The 16,040-nt window shown below is 58.4% G+C and carries 17 protein-coding genes; 10 read left to right on the forward strand and 7 right to left on the reverse strand.

Features of this window, described 5'->3' with window-relative positions; all coding sequences use genetic code 11:
• Nucleotides 1–2: 2 nt before the first annotated feature.
• From AC2FHX_RS18000 to AC2FHX_RS18015, 4 genes are all read right to left on the reverse strand, one after another.
• Nucleotides 3–953, reverse strand: coding sequence for an ABC transporter permease (locus tag AC2FHX_RS18000; RefSeq protein WP_271950952.1), 951 nt, complete (start codon nt 951–953; stop codon nt 3–5).
• Nucleotides 950–1,927 carry an ABC transporter permease gene (locus AC2FHX_RS18005; RefSeq protein ID WP_142638424.1) on the reverse strand — a complete coding sequence of 326 codons (978 nt, stop codon included), beginning with the start codon at nt 1,925–1,927 and terminating at the stop codon, nt 950–952. Before AC2FHX_RS18005 ends, AC2FHX_RS18000 begins: the two co-directional genes overlap by 4 nt.
• Nucleotides 1,928–2,023: 96 nt before the next feature.
• Nucleotides 2,024–3,589, reverse strand: a complete 1,566-nt coding sequence (locus tag AC2FHX_RS18010) for an ABC transporter substrate-binding protein (protein ID WP_496703018.1) — start codon at nt 3,587–3,589, stop codon at nt 2,024–2,026.
• Between the two features lie 104 nt (nt 3,590–3,693).
• Nucleotides 3,694–5,274 carry an ABC transporter substrate-binding protein gene (locus tag AC2FHX_RS18015; protein WP_185956712.1) on the reverse strand — a complete coding sequence of 527 codons (1,581 nt, stop codon included), beginning with the start codon at nt 5,272–5,274 and terminating at the stop codon, nt 3,694–3,696.
• Between the two features lie 567 nt (nt 5,275–5,841).
• On the opposite strand from AC2FHX_RS18015, the gene AC2FHX_RS18020 reads away from it, so the two are divergent.
• The 4 genes from AC2FHX_RS18020 to AC2FHX_RS18035 are packed head-to-tail and all read left to right on the forward strand — an operon-like array spanning nt 5,842 to nt 9,065.
• Nucleotides 5,842–7,329 (forward strand): FAD-binding oxidoreductase, encoded by a 1,488-nt coding sequence (locus AC2FHX_RS18020; RefSeq protein WP_496703016.1) that lies wholly within the window; start codon nt 5,842–5,844, stop codon nt 7,327–7,329.
• Complete coding sequence (locus AC2FHX_RS18025; protein ID WP_496692670.1) at nt 7,326–7,736, forward strand: hypothetical protein; 411 nt, start codon at nt 7,326–7,328, stop codon at nt 7,734–7,736. Before AC2FHX_RS18020 ends, AC2FHX_RS18025 begins: the two co-directional genes overlap by 4 nt.
• The gene (locus AC2FHX_RS18030; RefSeq protein ID WP_496703014.1) at nt 7,733–8,785 is read left to right on the forward strand and encodes a hypothetical protein; all 1,053 of its coding nucleotides are present in this window, start codon (nt 7,733–7,735) and stop codon (nt 8,783–8,785) included. The genes AC2FHX_RS18025 and AC2FHX_RS18030 overlap by 4 nt, the downstream gene beginning before the upstream one ends.
• Nucleotides 8,775–9,065, forward strand: coding sequence for a hypothetical protein (locus AC2FHX_RS18035; protein WP_496703012.1), 291 nt, complete (start codon nt 8,775–8,777; stop codon nt 9,063–9,065). Before AC2FHX_RS18030 ends, AC2FHX_RS18035 begins: the two co-directional genes overlap by 11 nt.
• Nucleotides 9,066–9,081: 16 nt before the next feature.
• Here the strand turns inward: AC2FHX_RS18035 and AC2FHX_RS18040 are convergent, their stop codons facing one another.
• Genes AC2FHX_RS18040 through AC2FHX_RS18050 form a run of 3 tightly spaced genes read right to left on the reverse strand, consistent with a single transcriptional unit; the run spans nt 9,082 to nt 12,190 of the window.
• Nucleotides 9,082–10,038: a sensor histidine kinase gene (locus tag AC2FHX_RS18040; RefSeq protein WP_496703010.1), complete on the reverse strand. Its 957-nt coding sequence runs from the start codon at nt 10,036–10,038 to the stop codon at nt 9,082–9,084.
• Nucleotides 10,035–10,712, reverse strand: a complete 678-nt coding sequence (locus AC2FHX_RS18045; protein WP_496703008.1) for a response regulator transcription factor — start codon at nt 10,710–10,712, stop codon at nt 10,035–10,037. The genes AC2FHX_RS18040 and AC2FHX_RS18045 overlap by 4 nt, the downstream gene beginning before the upstream one ends.
• The gene (locus AC2FHX_RS18050; protein WP_496703006.1) at nt 10,709–12,190 is read right to left on the reverse strand and encodes a DUF4153 domain-containing protein; all 1,482 of its coding nucleotides are present in this window, start codon (nt 12,188–12,190) and stop codon (nt 10,709–10,711) included. Before AC2FHX_RS18050 ends, AC2FHX_RS18045 begins: the two co-directional genes overlap by 4 nt.
• A 158-nt stretch (nt 12,191–12,348) precedes the next feature.
• Here AC2FHX_RS18050 and AC2FHX_RS18055 point away from each other — a divergent pair, with 158 nt between their 5' ends.
• The 6 genes from AC2FHX_RS18055 (at nt 12,349) to AC2FHX_RS18080 (ending at nt 15,860) form a co-directional block, all read left to right on the forward strand.
• The gene (locus AC2FHX_RS18055; protein ID WP_142638441.1) at nt 12,349–12,720 is read left to right on the forward strand and encodes a YciI family protein; all 372 of its coding nucleotides are present in this window, start codon (nt 12,349–12,351) and stop codon (nt 12,718–12,720) included.
• Nucleotides 12,721–12,724: 4 nt separating this feature from the next.
• Complete coding sequence (locus AC2FHX_RS18060) at nt 12,725–13,960, forward strand: RNA polymerase sigma factor (RefSeq protein ID WP_496703004.1); 1,236 nt, start codon at nt 12,725–12,727, stop codon at nt 13,958–13,960.
• Nucleotides 13,961–14,027: 67 nt separating this feature from the next.
• Nucleotides 14,028–14,414, forward strand: a complete 387-nt coding sequence (locus AC2FHX_RS18065) for a VOC family protein (protein ID WP_142638446.1) — start codon at nt 14,028–14,030, stop codon at nt 14,412–14,414.
• Nucleotides 14,415–14,438: 24 nt separating this feature from the next.
• Nucleotides 14,439–14,837 (forward strand): MAPEG family protein, encoded by a 399-nt coding sequence (locus AC2FHX_RS18070; RefSeq protein ID WP_496703002.1) that lies wholly within the window; start codon nt 14,439–14,441, stop codon nt 14,835–14,837.
• A complete protein-coding gene (locus AC2FHX_RS18075; protein ID WP_496703001.1) occupies nt 14,837–15,181 on the forward strand; it encodes a TfoX/Sxy family protein in 345 nt (114 codons plus the stop codon). Before AC2FHX_RS18070 ends, AC2FHX_RS18075 begins: the two co-directional genes overlap by 1 nt.
• A gap of 16 nt (nt 15,182–15,197) precedes the next feature.
• Nucleotides 15,198–15,860: a DUF2461 domain-containing protein gene (locus AC2FHX_RS18080; protein ID WP_496703000.1), complete on the forward strand. Its 663-nt coding sequence runs from the start codon at nt 15,198–15,200 to the stop codon at nt 15,858–15,860.
• The last annotated feature ends 180 nt before the right edge of the window (nt 15,861–16,040 follow it).

Here is a 16,040-nt window from a genome sequence, read left to right on the forward strand (position 1 = left end):
AATCACCGCAACTTGGGGTTCAGCGCATCGCGCAGCCAGTCGCCCAGCAGGTTCACAGACAGGGCCAGCGCCAACAGGGTGCAGGCCGGGAAGAACAAGATCCACCACTCACCCGAGAACAGGAAGCCCTGCCCGATGCGGATCAGCGTGCCCAATGACGGCTGGGTTGGTGGTGCCCCTACGCCGAGGAAGCTCAGCGTGGCTTCGGCAATGATCGCCAGCGCCAGTGAGATCGTGGCGATGACCAGAACCGGGCTGAGTACATTGGGCAGGATGTGGCGGAACATAATCGGGAAAGAACCGCGCCCGATCAGGCGGGCGGCCTGCACATATTCCTTGTTCTTTTCCACCAACGCAGCACCGCGGACGACCCGGGCAAACTGCACCCAGTCGGACAGGGCAATGGCGATGATCAGTACATAGATCGCCATCTCGTCACGATATTCGGGTGGGGTCACGCCTTTGGCGATGCCAAAGATCAGCATAGCGACCAGAATGGCCGGAAAGGTCAGCTGCACATCTGCGACCCGCATGATCAGCGTCTCGACCCAGCCGCCGAAATAGGCCGCGACCAGCCCCAGAACAACTCCGATGATCAGCGCCAGCAGCACCGCCGCAGCGCCGACAAACAGGGATATGCGCATCCCATAGAGGATGGTCGAGAACACATCGCGCCCCTGATCGTCGGTGCCCAGCAGGAACGTGTCCTGCGTAAAGGCATTCGGCGTGCCCGGCGGTGTAAATCCGTTCATCAGGTTCAGCGTTGCCGGATCAAACGGGTTATGCGGCGCAATCAGCGGAGCCAATATTGCCGCCAGCACCAGCAGAACCACAACAAATGAGGCAACCATCGCCACGGGTGAATGACGGAAGGACCATGCGAAATCGCTGTCCCAGAACTGGGCCAGTCGTGATTTGGGCACTTGTCTCGAAGTTTCAGAAGTATCGGTCATGTGGCCCTCGCGTCGACACGCAGGCGCGGGTCAATGGCATAGTACAAAAGATCGACGATCAGATTGATCGACACGAACATGACCGAGATCAGCATCAGATAGGCGGCCATGACAGGGATATCGACAAACTGGATCGCATTTATGAACAGCAGGCCCACACCGGGCCACTGAAACACCGTCTCGGTGATGATGGCAAAGGCGATGATCGAGCCCAGCTGCAACCCGGTGATGGTGATCACCGGCACCAGCGTATTTTTCAGCGCGTGGCGAAAATTGATCACCCGGTCCGACAGCCCGCGCGCACGTGCAAAACGGACATAGTCGGCACGCAGGACCTCAAGCATTTCCGACCGCACCAGCCGCATGATCAGCGTCATCTGATACAGGCCCAGCGTGATCGCCGGGAGGATCAGCGCCTTGAGCCCCGAGGTCGTCAGGAACCCCGTGGACCAGCCGCCAATCATAACGGTCTCGCCCCTCCCAAAGCTGGGTAAAAGATCCAACTCGACCGAGAATATATAGATCAGCAATATCCCGATCAGGAAAGTTGGCAGGGAAACCCCGATCAACGACACGGTCATGATGATATTCGCCGCCACCCCCTGTCGTCGGATCGCTGTGAAAACACCCAGCGCGATGCCAAGGGTGATGGCCAGAAAGCCCGACACAAAGGCCAGCTCCAATGTCGCGGGGGCGCGTTCGGCTATGATGGTCGAAACCGGTCGGCCTTGCCGGTAGGACACGCCAAAATTGCCCTGCACCGCGCCTTGCAGGAACTTGAAATATTGCACCGGAAACGGCTGATCCAGACCAAGATCGGACCGCAGCCGGTCGATATCGGCCTGTGTACGTTCCTGCCCCAGCATGTTGTCGATCGGATCACCGACAAAGCGGAACATCGAAAAGGCAACCAGACCCACGATCAGCAGCACGATCACGGATTGGAACATCCTTTGGACAATATAAGCGAACATTCGTTTTCCTCGTTGATCGGACTGTCTATGCAGGCCCGGGCGGGGTGGTCAAGATACCGCTAACGCATGCTAGCGTTTTCTGGCCCCGCCCCGGTTTCAGTTCACCGTTACCCAGCGCAGCAGAAAGAAGTTGTCCGGGCGCTGCGTCAGTTCGACATTGCTGCGTGTGCCCCAGACCAGAGGTTGCACATACATCGGCACATAGACTTGTTCGTCCTGAATGATCTGCGTGACCTCATCCAGCATCGCCTGCCGTTTGCCCGCATCCAACTCGGACTGGATCATCGGCAGCAGCTCATCCACCCGCGCGTTCGAAAATCCGCCGAAATTCCAGCTGCCCAGCTTTTTCTCTTCGTTTGGAGTGGCCACAAGGAAGCGCACGGGGTGTTCGGCATCAAATGTACCGGGGCTCCAGCCCAGCAGGTACATATCGTATTTGCCTTCCCGGAGTTCCGGCCAGTAGTTACGGACCGGCATGGCATCCAGTTCCGCAGTGATCCCGATCTGGGCCAGCATGCTGACAACCGCCTGGCAAACGGCCTCATCATTCAGATAGCGGTCATTGGGGCATTTCAGCCCGAACGAAAACCCATCTGCATATCCGGCCTCGGTCAGCAGGGCCCTGGCGGCATCGACATCAAAGGCGGGACGGTCTGCATTCGCCTCGGAATAACCACTCATCGCCGGGCTGACCAGTTGCGAGGCCGCTTCGGCATTCCCCCGCATGATAGTCGCAAGAATGGCATCCACATTGACCGCCTGTGCCACTGCCTTGCGGACGCGCGGGTCACGGAACGGGTTCGGTTTGCCCGCATCGTCGGTGTATTTAAGCACCTCGGCCTGATGATCGAACCCCAACATGATGACCCGTGCCTCGATCCCCTGAATGACGTCGACATCCCCGTTTTCCTTCAGGCGCGCCACGTCCTGAATCGGCACCGGGTTGATCATGTCCACATCGCCTGACAACAAGGCTGCAACCGCTGTCGCCGGGTTTTGGATCGGAGTGAACTCAGCACTTGTGATGTTGTGGTCGGCCTGATCCCACCAGCCGTCAAAGGGCTCAAGAACCGTGCGCAGGCCGGGCTCTCGTGCCGCAAGTTTGAAGGCGCCTGTGCCGTTGGCGTTCAGGGTGGCGTAATTCCCGACCTCTTTGTCGGGCACCGCTGCGTCATTGGCCTCGGCCCAGCCCTGATCCATGATCATCCAGTTGGCGATTGAGGATGGGAATAACGGGTTCGGCGCAGTCGTCATGAAATCGACCGTATAGTCGTCGACCACGATCACCTCGCTGATGGGCGCGAACCAGCTGCGGGTGTCTGACGCCTCGCCCGAGGCGCGCTGATAGCTGAATAGAACGTCCTGCGCATCAAAGCTGCTGCCGTCATGGAAGGTCACACCCTCACGCAGGTTAAAGCGCCAACCTTCGCCGTCACCAATCGTCTCCCAGCTGACGGCCAGCGCGGGTTGAACGCTCATGTCCTTGTCGCGACGCACGAGGCCCTCATAGACATTGTTCAGAAACCCCAGAACCGGGGCCGAGTTGACCGCGTGCGGGTCCATCGTCTGCGGGTCAGTGGTCGAGGCCCATTTGAATTCGGCGGCCTGAACGCTGGTGGTGGCCAGCAAGGCCAATGCAATGGCGCTGTTCCTGAGGGTCATGGCGAAATCTCCCTTTGTTGCCCCGCAATGCGGTGTTGCGCTTAACAATAGCGCAAAAGGCAGGGCGCGATACCGCGCCCTGCCAAATCACTGATCTGAATGGCTTAGTTCAGAGTGAAGTATTTGACCTTGGGTTGATCTTCGGCATCCACTTCGATGCCCACACCGTCGGCCATGCCCCAGTTCAGAACCTGGTGATGAATGGGGATGTAAAGCGCTTCGTCCTGCACAACCCGCCAGATGTCGGCGATGTCGGCATTCCGAGCGTCAAGATCGGTATTCGAGGCAAGCGACTTGATCTTCCCGTCCAGCGCATCGTCCTGATAACCGGTGCCGTTCCACGTGCCGATGTCATCTTCGCGTCCATGAACAAGGAAGTTGAAGATGTATTCCGAGTCATATGTCGGCACACCCCAACCCAGCATGTAGAAATCTGTCTTGCCATCGGTGATCAGCGGGAAATGCTGCGCCTTTGGCTTGGCGTCCAGATTCACGGTCACGCCGATCTGGCCCAGCATCCCAACAGCCGCCTGACAGATAGCTTCATCGTTGATGTACCGATCATTCGGGCAGTCCAGCCGAAGCGAGAAGCCATCGCCATAACCTGCCTCTGCCATCAGTTCCTTGGCCTTGGCCAGATCGGTGGAGGATTCGCCGTCCATGTCAGAGGTCCAGCCATTCACAAAGGGCGGTGCGATCATGCCTGCAGGCTGCGACTGGCCGCGCATCACGACCTGCTTGATCGCATCACGGTTAATCGCCATCGACATCGCTTGACGCACCCGCACATCGGCCAGAGGGTTCTTGCCGTCCACGTTATCCGCCTCGATGTCGTCGGCACCCTGGTTCATACCAAAGAAGATCACCCGGTTCTGCGGGGCTTGCTTGACCATCAGACCGTCGACACCATTGACGCGTTCAATGTCCTGCACCGGCATATCCTGGAGGAAGTTCACCTCACCCGACAGCATCGCCGCAACGCGAGTCGCAGCGTTCTGGATCGGGGTATAGATGATCTCGGTCACTTCCATCGGGAACTGGTCGATGCCCCAATAGTTGTCGTTGCGCACCATCACCGTCTTGATGTCAGGCTCGCGGCTTTGAAGAACATAGGGACCCGTTCCGTTGGCATTGGTGGTGGCATAGGTGATTTCGCCACCTTCGAAATCCTGAACATTGACGGTGTCATTCGACTCGGCCCAGCCCTTGTCCAGAATGAACAGGTTTGTCAGGTTCGACGGCAGGATCGGGTTCGGACCATCTGTGACAATCTCGACGGTGAAATCGTCAACTGCACGCACTTCGACGATCGAGCCGATCAGCTCTTTCATGTCGGAATTAGGTTGCTTGGCACGGGTAAAGCTGAACACCACATCTTCGGCGTTGAAGTCCGCACCGTCATGGAATTTCACGCCTTCGCGCAGCTTGAAGACCCAAACATTCGGGTCATCGGCCTTGGGGCCCCACTCGGTCGCCAGCGCGGGCTCGAATGCACCGGTCACGTCGCGGATGATCAGAGGCTCGTAAATCTGGTGTCGCACGGTGTGCGTCGGACCTTCATTCTGCGAATGCGGATCCAGCGTCAGCGCATCACCGGCCCGCGCCCAGCGCAGCGTTTCCGCCGAAGCGCCCGCGGCCATCAGCGCCGTCGCACTTGCAGCGATCATCAGGTTTCTTAGAATCATTTGTAACTCCCCTTTTTGTTAATATCGCCCTTTGGACGACAGACCATTTTTACGGCCTTGGTGGTCCTGATCATCCAGATCATCGTTACAGTTGCAACACCTGATTGAGCATAAAAACGGCAGTTTGGCGGATGCCCCGACGCAAATCTGCCGTGCGCGCATGAACTTACGTAGCGGAAAGCTTACGCCAAACTGTGACCGCTGACCGTCTTACAAGTACGGATTTCCGCAGTTTGCAAAACATGCCTTCCGGTTGAACATTCCGGGAATGAAGCCAAGTTTCGAGCCACTTGCGGTCAAAAAACTGGTCCTTGGACCTTGCCCGAATCTGCTGACCACGGCGGATCGCCATGCTGCAGGTACCCGTCGGCCTGATCTGGGGCAACTAGGACACCTTTGCGCCGGTACAGCAGGCCATGGACTTGCACATTCTTTGACCCGATGCCCAAATGGACACCTTGGCAGGGGTCAGGCACATACCCCGGATTGAGGCCCGCAGGAATTTCAAACTGCGCTTAAAATCATTCTTGATCAGATGTCCCAGTTAACTTCGGGAGAAATCGAACGATGAAAACATTTACCAGAAGGGCGGCCTTGTTTGCCGGCGGAGGGTTGGCAGGATGGGTTGCGTCACGGTGGCTGGGACCGGACCTACCTGTCTATGAAGGCACAAGAAGGACATTTGCGGAAACCGGCGACAAAGTGATGAATGACGCCAGCGGACTGTCACCGACACCGATCCACAAACATCTGGTGCTCAGCGATGACCCCGGAGACACGCTGATCGCCGCCATCCGGCAAGAGCTTTCGGAGGCCAGATCAGAAGGACGCCCGGTCAACATTGGGGCCGCGCGGCATTCCATGGGTGGGCAAGCCATTCCCCGCAACGGCACAGCGATTACCTTTGACAATGGATCGGTTCAGATCGACGGTTCTGCCGGGACCTATCTGACCCATGCCGGAGCCCGCTGGTCACAGGTCATCTCAGCGCTTGATCCCGCAGGCTGGTCCCCCAAAGTCATGCAGTCAAATAATGATTTCGGTGTCGCCGCCACTTATTCGGTCAATGCACATGGCTGGCCGGTTCCCTTTGGGCCGATGGGGGCGACGGTCCGGTCGTTGCGCATGATCTTGCCCTCGGGTGAGTTGGTGACCTGTTCGCCCACCGAGAACGCCGAGCTGTTCAATCTGGCGATGGGCGGGTACGGGTTGATCGGCGTGATCGTGGACCTTGAGGTCGAGATGGTTCCAAATTCACGCCTGACGCCGGGTTTCGACATTCTGGAAGCAGGAGCGTTTGCCTCGGCCTTTCGTGCGGCGATTGACGACCCGGCGGTCACAATGGCCTATGGCCGCCTGAATGTTGAACGCGATGCGTTTTTCGAGAAAGCGCTATTGGTGACATATCGCGAAGGCTCGGACCAGTCGGACCTGCCACCAGCGTCCGGGTCGGGGTGGATGTCGCATGCGGCCAGCCGTCTGTACCGGGCTCAACTGGGCAGCGAGCCCTTCAAATCCTTCCGTTGGTGGAATGAAACACGGCTGGGCCCAGCGCTGGGTTCGGGTGAGGCGACGCGGAACACTTTGATCAACGAACCGGTTGTGACTCTGGACGACCGCAACCCGGATCGGACCGACGTCCTGCACGAGTATTTCGTGGGGTTCGATGCGTTCGACGATTTCTTATCAGTGTGTCGCGCGGTAATTCCGGCCTCGTATCAAGAGTTTCTGAACGTAACGCTGCGCTATGTCGCACAGGACGATCAGGCTGTTCTGTCCTATGCAAGCGAACCGCGGATCGCCGCTGTCATGTCGTTCAGCCAGGAGCTGACCGAACGCGGCGAAGCCGATATGGCGCGGATGACCCGGGCGCTGATCGACGGGATCGTGGCGATTGGCGGAACCTATTACCTGCCGTACAGGCCACACGCGACACTGGATCAACTGACTGCAGCCTACTCCAATGCGGAAGGGTTTGCGCAGGCAAAACGAGAGCTTGATCCGCAACTGGTTCTGCGGAACAACCTTTGGGACAGCTATCTGGGGCGTCTATGAGCAACCTTCAAAAACTCTGTCTGATTTACTTTGTCGCGCTGATGATTGCCGCATCGCTGAACTATATTCCCGGCCTGACGGATCAGGATGGTCTGGCCTTTGGCATTTTCGCACTGGATATCTATGACGATGCGCTGCACGTGGCCTCGGCCCTTTGGGCGCTGATCGCCGGGCTGTTGTCACACCGCGCGGCTCGTAGCTTTCTGATCCTGTTCGGGCTGGCTTATCTGGGGGACGGCGTGTTCGGGTTTTTCACCGGTTATGGCTATCTTGATCTGGGTATCTTTACAAACCCATCGGCCGGGCCGGAATTGTCGCTGCCCCGCCTGTTTGCCAACCTGCCGCATCTGGCGCTTGGCGGCGTTGCCGCCTGGGCCGGGCTGCGGGACCGGAGACACACCGCATGAGGTTCCTGCTGTGGTGGACCAAACGGCTGATTCTGGTGTTGATCCTTGCCGGGATCGCGCTGGCTGCTCCGATCCTTTATGTGGAAACAAGCTGTCGTGGCGCGGATCAGCCGCTGGCCTATGCCTCGCTGATCGACCCGGCACATCACCGGGCCGAAACCCGCACGCTGATGACCTATCCCGAATGGCACATTGTCCACGCCTACGAGGATTACGCCGAGGTTCTGCGCACTCAGGACCCCCATGATTACGGGTTCTGGAGCGGCATCACCGGGTTTTGGGGGTCACTCTGCGATCTGAACCGGAACGCCTCGACCCTGGGTGAGGTGGATGGCGCCACCAAACAGATGGTCTATGTGATCGGTGCCAGCTTTTCCGCCGAGCTGGCGCTGAAGGCCGCCTATGAGGAAACCCTCGGTCGGCTGGCCACTGTTTTGCGGGGCTCGCAACGGGCGCCTCTGGATGATCTGTCAGCACAGCAGGCCGCCGCCTATGCCGCGTTTCTGCAACAGGTTCCCTGGTATAAATGGCCCTTCGCCGACGACGCCCAGAGCCTGGTCGAACAAAACAGCGGCAGCCTGCGCGACAGCGAAAGAGCGATTGCGCTGGGTCTGGAATACGGTGCCAAACAGGCCTATGCGGGCGTGATCGAACAGGCTGTTGCGCAGGTCGGCGCTGATGAGCTGACGCTGCGGATGATCATCACCGGCGCCAGTGCAGACAGCCTGTCTGCCTATCCCGGCGTGAAGGTTATCGCGCAAGGCCCAAACGGAGTTGAGATCGAAACGCCGCGCTACCGCACCCTGACCAACCTACTGGCGGAAATGGCCGGCGCTGGGGTCGAGATTGTCGAGATCGCCGGCAATGACGACATTCTGTTCACCGCCCTGTCGGATCAACCAACCGCGCCGGATGCGATCTTTAGCGCCAAACGACAAGGGTTCCGCGACTATCGCCATCTGATACTGGTCAAGGTTCCCGACCTCTCAAAGCGCCTGCGCCAGATCCCGGCGGACGGGCTGACGCTTGAGCATATCCATGACTATTAGATCGCTCCTGACAGCCATCCCCCTTATGGTGCTTGGCTGGCTGTCGGTTCTGATCGTCGTCGCATTGATAACGGATGAGGCCCCGGCCTATGTCGTGGTCTTTCCTTCACAGGGGTTGATGCAAAACCTGCCCGATGACGCCGCGGTCATCGGGACATCCGGGATCAGCGTGACGGTCACTTCAGAGAGCAGCGGGTTTGCCCAATCGCTTTACCGGCACGGCGCATGGTTGATCCTGCCAGCGGGCCTTCCCGGATGCCTTCCGCTTCCGGCGCAGTAACAGATATCTGCGCAGGTCAAAGCCTTTGAAAACTCAGATCAAACCGTGCACCGGTTGGGACGGGGCGGTTGGCGATGTCTCCGCGATGGGCCGAAAGGATGTTGCGGACAATGGCCAGCCCCATCCCGGTGCCACCGCTTTCCCGGCGGGTCGTAAAGAACGGATCGAACACCCGGTCGGCGTTACCGGGTGAAATCCCCGCGCCATTGTCCGAGACGGTCAGGATAACAGCGTTTCCAACCTCTGAGGCGCGCAGATCAACCGCGCTGGCCCCATGATCTTTGGCGTTTTGCAGGATATGGCCCAGAACGATCCGCAACCCCTCGGCCGAGATCGGGAATGCGATATCATCCGCCCCGGACAGGGTTAGCTTTAGCTGCCCCTCCGGCAGCGCATCGCGCAGGGTTGTCGTGCCGACATATCGCGCCTCACGCGCACGGGCGGCATCCCGAAGTGCTGCAAGCTGGGTCTCGATCTGCTGCCGCGCGCCGTCGATCTGCGTGATCAGGGCTTTGGCCTCATCGCCCCCGTCCGGCATGTCTTGCAGCAGCTCAACCGCAGCGCGGATTGCGGTGACCGGCGATTTCAGCTCATGCGTGACGTGATCGGTATAAGACCGGATGGTCGCCTCGCGGTCGCGCAGCGCCTCGGCCATGGTGACGACCTGAGTTGCGGTCTGGTGCAGCTCTTTGGTGCCGAAATGCTGGATTGAGGCCGCCTGGGTACCCGCCTCTTGCGCCCCGGCATAGGCCTGCAGGGCTTTGATCGGGCGCAGCAGCAGGCGGACCAGCAACCAACCCAGCCCCGACGTAGCCAGAAAGATCACCCCGCCCAGAACCAAAGCAGAGTTCCGAAATCCGAATTCTGGCCCCAGATAACGCAGAGCCACCAGACCCGCGAAAGACAGGCCCAAGGTTCCGACCAACGCACCGCCCAGCACAAATCCCAAGGAAGGCCGCCAGCGCCGGGTCACCCCAGCCTCCTCATCCGGATACCCTGACCATGTACGGTTTCCACCGAGTCCGACAAACCAACCTGCGCAAATTTGTTCCGCAGGTTTCGCAGGTGGCTGTCCAAGGTCCTGTCCGAGACCTGGCTGCGCGCGCCCCAAATCTCGGCAATCAGGGCCGTGCGAGGAACAAGGCGACCCGGTGTTTCCATCAACATCACCATGATCTGAAACTCAGTACCGGTCAGGGCAATTTCCGTGTCGTGGCAAGCACAGAGTCTTGCGGTCCGGTCCAAGGTCAAGGGGCCGTGCCGCAGATTTCCCGGCGCCGCCAAAATGCGATTGGTGCGCCTTAGGATCACCTTGACCCGCGTCACCAGTTCGCGCGGGCTAAAAGGCTTGGTCACGTAGTCATCGGCCCCAAGCTCCAGCCCCAGAATCCGGTCGACCTCATCATCGCGGGCGGTCAGGAACAGGATCGGGACGTCCGAACGGGTTCGAATTTTCTGGCATACGGCAAAGCCATCCAGTTCGGGCAGGCCAACATCCAGAACGATCAGGTCCGGTTCGTCGCGAAACGTGCTGATTACGGCTTCCTGACCGTTGGCGGCGGTCGAAACGCTGTAGCCAGCGCGTTCCAGCCCCAAACGCACAACTTCACGCAACCGCGGATCATCATCGACAACTAAGATATTCATATACCCGGACCGATACTGCTCAGATCGGCACCATAGCGGGACAGGCGCCACTTTCGAAAGCCCCATTCCTGCCAGCTGTTGATCGGGTCGGCTTCAAAATAGCACAACGAATTCGGATACCCGTAGCTGATATGCATCCCGGTCATGGGCCCCAACGAACACAGATAGGCATAGTCCGGTTCGGACAGTTTCAGGTTTCGGGTCGCGATCACATGGGCAAAATTCACAAAACTGGCGCAATAGAGGACCAGAACGCTCAGAATGCCGGTTCGCGCGATCAACCAACTATTGGATTTCCTGAACGCTATTTGCCACCCAACCAGCGCCAGACCTGCCGCAACAAGACCCATCCAGATCTGCGCATAGATACGCAGGTAGGTCAGGCCATAGGTGCCGACATATAAATCCAGACGCATCAATGCCGCACCGCACAGAGCCACATTTTGTGCCAGCCACAACACCATCAGCGGTTTCAGCACCCGATTTTCATCCAGAAACGGCCGCGCCGCCAGGGCGAATGCACCGGCCAGCAGCGCCGTTACCAGCAACGGATATGCGCCGCGATGGGCATAGGATGCATAGCTCATCCCCTCGGGCAATGAGGCCCCGCCCAGCAGAATCGAAAGGTCCAGCACAGTCTGAACACCAATCAGTGCATTGAACACCCAGAGCGCCCGCAGGACCGAACCACCGTTGAGGCCGGGGATCGTCTGAGGACCTGCGAATGGTCGCGGGTTCAGTCCGCGAAGCGGGTGGTTATCAACAAACGGCCAGATGATCAGCGCAATCCCGCCCCAGAACATGGCGCGCTGCAGCAGTTGACCGAAAGCGATATCCGGGGTGACAAGGGATTGGAATACCGGGTTCGCCTCGGCCAACAGGGTAACAAAAACCATCGTCCCGCCAATCGGCAGACCCCAGTTGCGCAGGAACTGCCGAACCCGCGTCCAGCCGCCTCCGGCATCGTTGACAATCGTGGTTTTCAGGCCGGGTATCGCGCGGGCTGGGCCAAGCCAATTCTTTGGAAGATCAGTCAGAAACCCCAGCGCCAGCAAAAGCAGTTCCAGAACCTGGCCTTTCGGGTGCCTGACCCAGACAATCGCAAGGACGAGCCCGGACAAAAGAAACGCGACCGATAATGGTTGAACGAAATCCACGACCGGCAAAACACTCAGCACCAAAACCGTTGCGGGCATAAGCACCCCTTTGCCAGACCGATCCGCGGGCAGGCCGCACAAAAAGACCGCCACAGCAAAGACCGCCAGAGACACACCCGCCTGATGTCCCCAGAACAGGTAGTCCGCCAGCGCGACCAGCAAGATAAACCCGATCACGCGCCATGCGCGACCATCGGTGGCAAACGCCGGGGTTGAACCCGGCGGGCCCTTGGTGCCTGAAATCACCGTCTCTTCCGACAGCCACCAAGCGTCCAGCGCCACAGAATTCGGAACTCCAGAAATTATAAGTTGCTGCGCCATTTCTTCCCTCTTGTTTTTTAAGGGACTGGTTTGACCCAAAGGTCGGGAAGCTCGGGTGCAGAAGATCTGCAGAAACTGTGCAGATCGGTGAAATGAGTGTCGGATTTGCAAAGGCTCGCGCGTCCTAGCAGGATGAAACCAACATCGCGGAGGTAAAAATGATCTATGCAATCTCGATCTATGGTCAGGCGGGTGTGTTCGAAGCGTTGCCACAGGACCGTCAGGACGATGTCATGGCAGGACATACGGTGCTACAGAATGCCCTCAGGCAGCGCGGGGATTTCCTGTCCGTCAAACTGATGCCCCCGACTACGGCTGTCACAGTCGAACCCGCGGCTGCCGAGACTCTGCAACCTATGATCGTCGACGGCCCGTTCGCTGAGACGAAAGAAAGTTTTCTGGGCTTATATCTGGCCGAGTTCAACGATCTGGATGAGGCGCTTGAACATGCGCGAATGATCTCGTCACCTGTTGCCCGGCTTGAGGTCCGCCCCGCCGCTTGGGCAGGCGGGTCGATGACCTTGGATTGACCGCGTGTCGGATTGGCTAGAGGCCACGTTCTTGCAGCAACGCCCGCAGGCCATCGCGGCCCTGACGCGGTATTTCCGGAACATCGACCTTGCCGAAGATGCATTTGCCGAAGCCTGCCTAAAGGCCTTGACCGTATGGCGCAAACAAGGCGCGCCGCGCGATCCGCTGGCTTGGCTTTTGACCACCGCCCGTAATGCCGGGCTGGATGGTTTGCGCAAATCCCAACGCCGCAGCGCAATCCTGACCCGCCACAGGGAAGAATTTCATTCCACGGCTGATGACCCACCAGATCCGGACGAGCTGCGCGACGATGTTCTGCGCCTGCTGTTCATCTGTTGTCACCCGGACCTAAGCCGGCAAGACCAGATTGCGCTGGCCCTAAAAATTGTTGCCGGGTTGCGTGTGGAAGAAATCGCCCGTGGTTTCCTTGTCAGTACAAAGGCAATGGAACAGCGAATTACCCGCGCCAAGAAAAGGATCGCAGGAAGTTCTGTCGCTTTTGAAACACCCACGCCACAGGAGCGGGCTGCGCGTTTGGGCGAAGTGTCTTTGATGATCTACCTGATGTTCAACGAAGGCTGGTCAACCTCGGGTGGCCCGGTGCAAATCCGGCTCAAACTATGCGATGAGGCGATACGTCTGGCCCGGCTGCTGGTTGCCTTGTTCCCGACGATGGCCGAGCAGATTTCACTGCTGGCCCTGTTGCTTCTGCAACATGCCCGTCGTGAAGCACGGCTAGACGATCAAGGTGATCTTGTAGCCTTGGAAGATCAGGACAGGGCCCTTTGGGACAAGGCCAACATCGCCGAAGCGACAGCCCTGATGCAAAAGGCCGAACGGCTGAACCAAGTGGGTGTTTACGGTATTCAGGCCGCAATCGCCGCCGTTCATGCGCATGCCCAATCGACAGAAGATACCGACTGGTCTCTGATCGAGGCGCATTATGCCGCGCTCTATCGCCTCCAGCCCTCGCCGGTCATCCGCCTGAACCAGATCGCCGCCGGGTCCAGGGTTCATGGCCCACGCCGCACGCTTGTTGCGTTAGATACCTTGGCGAATGATCTGGCGTCTTATCGCTGGTTCCATGCCTTGCGCGCGGCAATGTTGCGAGAGATCGGCGATCTTCCCGCCGCGATCCAGTCCCTTAACCGCGTATTGAACCTTGGCCCGACGGGACCGGAACGTGTGGCGGTACTGAAAGAAATCGCCGCCTGTGAAAAAGATTTGAACCAGTTGTAGGAAAGGCCGATCCTCACGCGTCCTTTGTTCAGTCCCGCATGCAGCGGGCAATCAAAGGGAGATAAAGATGAGCATTCTGGACATGACCACCGTTGGAAACTCGGGCTGGATCGGGCATTCCGGGCCAGACCAGACCAAGGCCAAGCAATTCTACAAAAATGTGCTGGGCTGGAACATTAACGAGATGCCGATGCAGGACGGGTCAAGCTATGCCGCCGCGGTGGTTGGTGAAACGCCAATCGGAGGGTTCTCGCCCATGCCCGAGACGGATGGAAACTGGACGATCTATTTTACGGTTGCTGATGTCGATAACAGCCTAGCAGCCGCAGTTGCACAGGGAGCCTCAGTCTTGCAACCCGCCATAGATATGCCCGGGGTCGGCCGGATGGCAACTCTGAACGACCCACAAGGCGCTCGGTTTGCGTTGATTACTTATGAAAGCATGGCGTCTTAATCTTGGACAGACAGGAGAATTCCCATGGAACACACACCGCAAATCGCTCTGCTTGTGACAGCAATCTTTGTGCTTATGAGTATTCCGATGGGAATTCTTGTAGGCATCAGACGATCCCAGACCGGAGTTTTACTGCTGCACGGGGATGACGACGAGCTGCTGCGGCGGATTCGGGCACATGGGAACTTTACTGAATATGTTCCACTGGCCCTGCTGGCTTTGGCGGGGGCGGAGATTGCCGGTGCCTCAGACTGGCTGGTCGGGGGATGCGGTCTTGTGCTGTTGTTGGCCCGCGCCGTGCATTATGTCAGCCTGCGTTCCACCCCCGACGGCAAAGGTCGGGTGATCGGTGCCGCACTGACAACATTGGTGATGCTGGTCTTGTCCCTGTCAATTCTTTGGCAGTTGGCGGGATCAGTCTGATGCCGAATGATGAACACCTGAACCAACGTATGCGCCTCGCCCTCGAGGCGCATATTGGAATTTCCGAAATGCGGATGATGGGTGGCACCTGCTTTTTTCTGAACGGCAATATGTTGTGCGGCGCGCGCCGCGACAAAGACGGGTTTGGACGGTTCATGTTCCGTGTAGGCAAGGCCAAAGAGACCGAGGCGCTTTCTAATCCGTTTGCAAACCCGATTGTCCACGGAAAGCGAAAACTCGGTGGGTTTGTCGTTGTAGACGAGGCCAACTGCGATCCGGCTGCGCTGGGTGACTGGCTGAGCCTGTGCCTGGCGCACGCCGCCAACCTGCCGCCGAAAAGTTGAATATCAGGAGAAGATGATGGATCAGTACCGCTGCTTTTCGCCCGAGGCCCTTCAGTTTCTTTCTAATCTGCGAGCCAATAACCGACGCGAGTGGTTTCACGCCAACAAACAGATCTATGAGGCCGCGATCAAGCAGCCCGCAGAACAATTTGCGGCCCAGATGTCACAGGCGCTGGCCGAGATGACGCACATGCCCCATTCGGCCAAGATCTATCGTATTCATCGAGACGTGCGGTTCTCAAACGACAAGTCACCCTATAATCCTCATCTGCGCATGTCTTTCATACCCGGGGATTGCGGAGATCAGCCCCCGCTTTGGCATTTCGGGCTGTCCCCGGATTGCCTGTCCCTTGGGTGCGGCGTCTTCCAATATGAAAAAGCAGCCCTAGAGAGGTATCGGACCGGCGTAGCAGGACCAGCGGGCAATGATCTCATGGCAATCATCAATGATCTTACAGCCAGGAATGTCAGGATCAGCGAGCCCGAGTTGAAGCGCGGACCGTCAGGCTATGCGAGTGATCACCCCCATCTGGACCTTCTACGCCGCAAGGGGCTTACCGTTTGGACGGATCTTACCGCCCAACCCACCGTAACCCAGGCAGGTCTTAGGGAAGAATGTCTAAATCAATTTCAGCTCTTCCACCCGGTGTTTCGGGCCTTGCAGTCCCTTGGCACCTAGCCGACCTAACACAGGATCATGGTATCCCTTCGCCTTCTTCAACGCCAAGGGTCTCACGTTGAGCGGGTCAGGCAGCGAGGGTGCGTCACCAACATTGCTGCCCGTTTCCTACGGGTTGGCATTATCTATTACGGGTCTGTCACAGTGTTTTTCTCGTACTGCTTGCTTCCACGGTGCTTC

It is taken from the genome of Ruegeria sp. CDSC042, assembly GCF_059610745.1.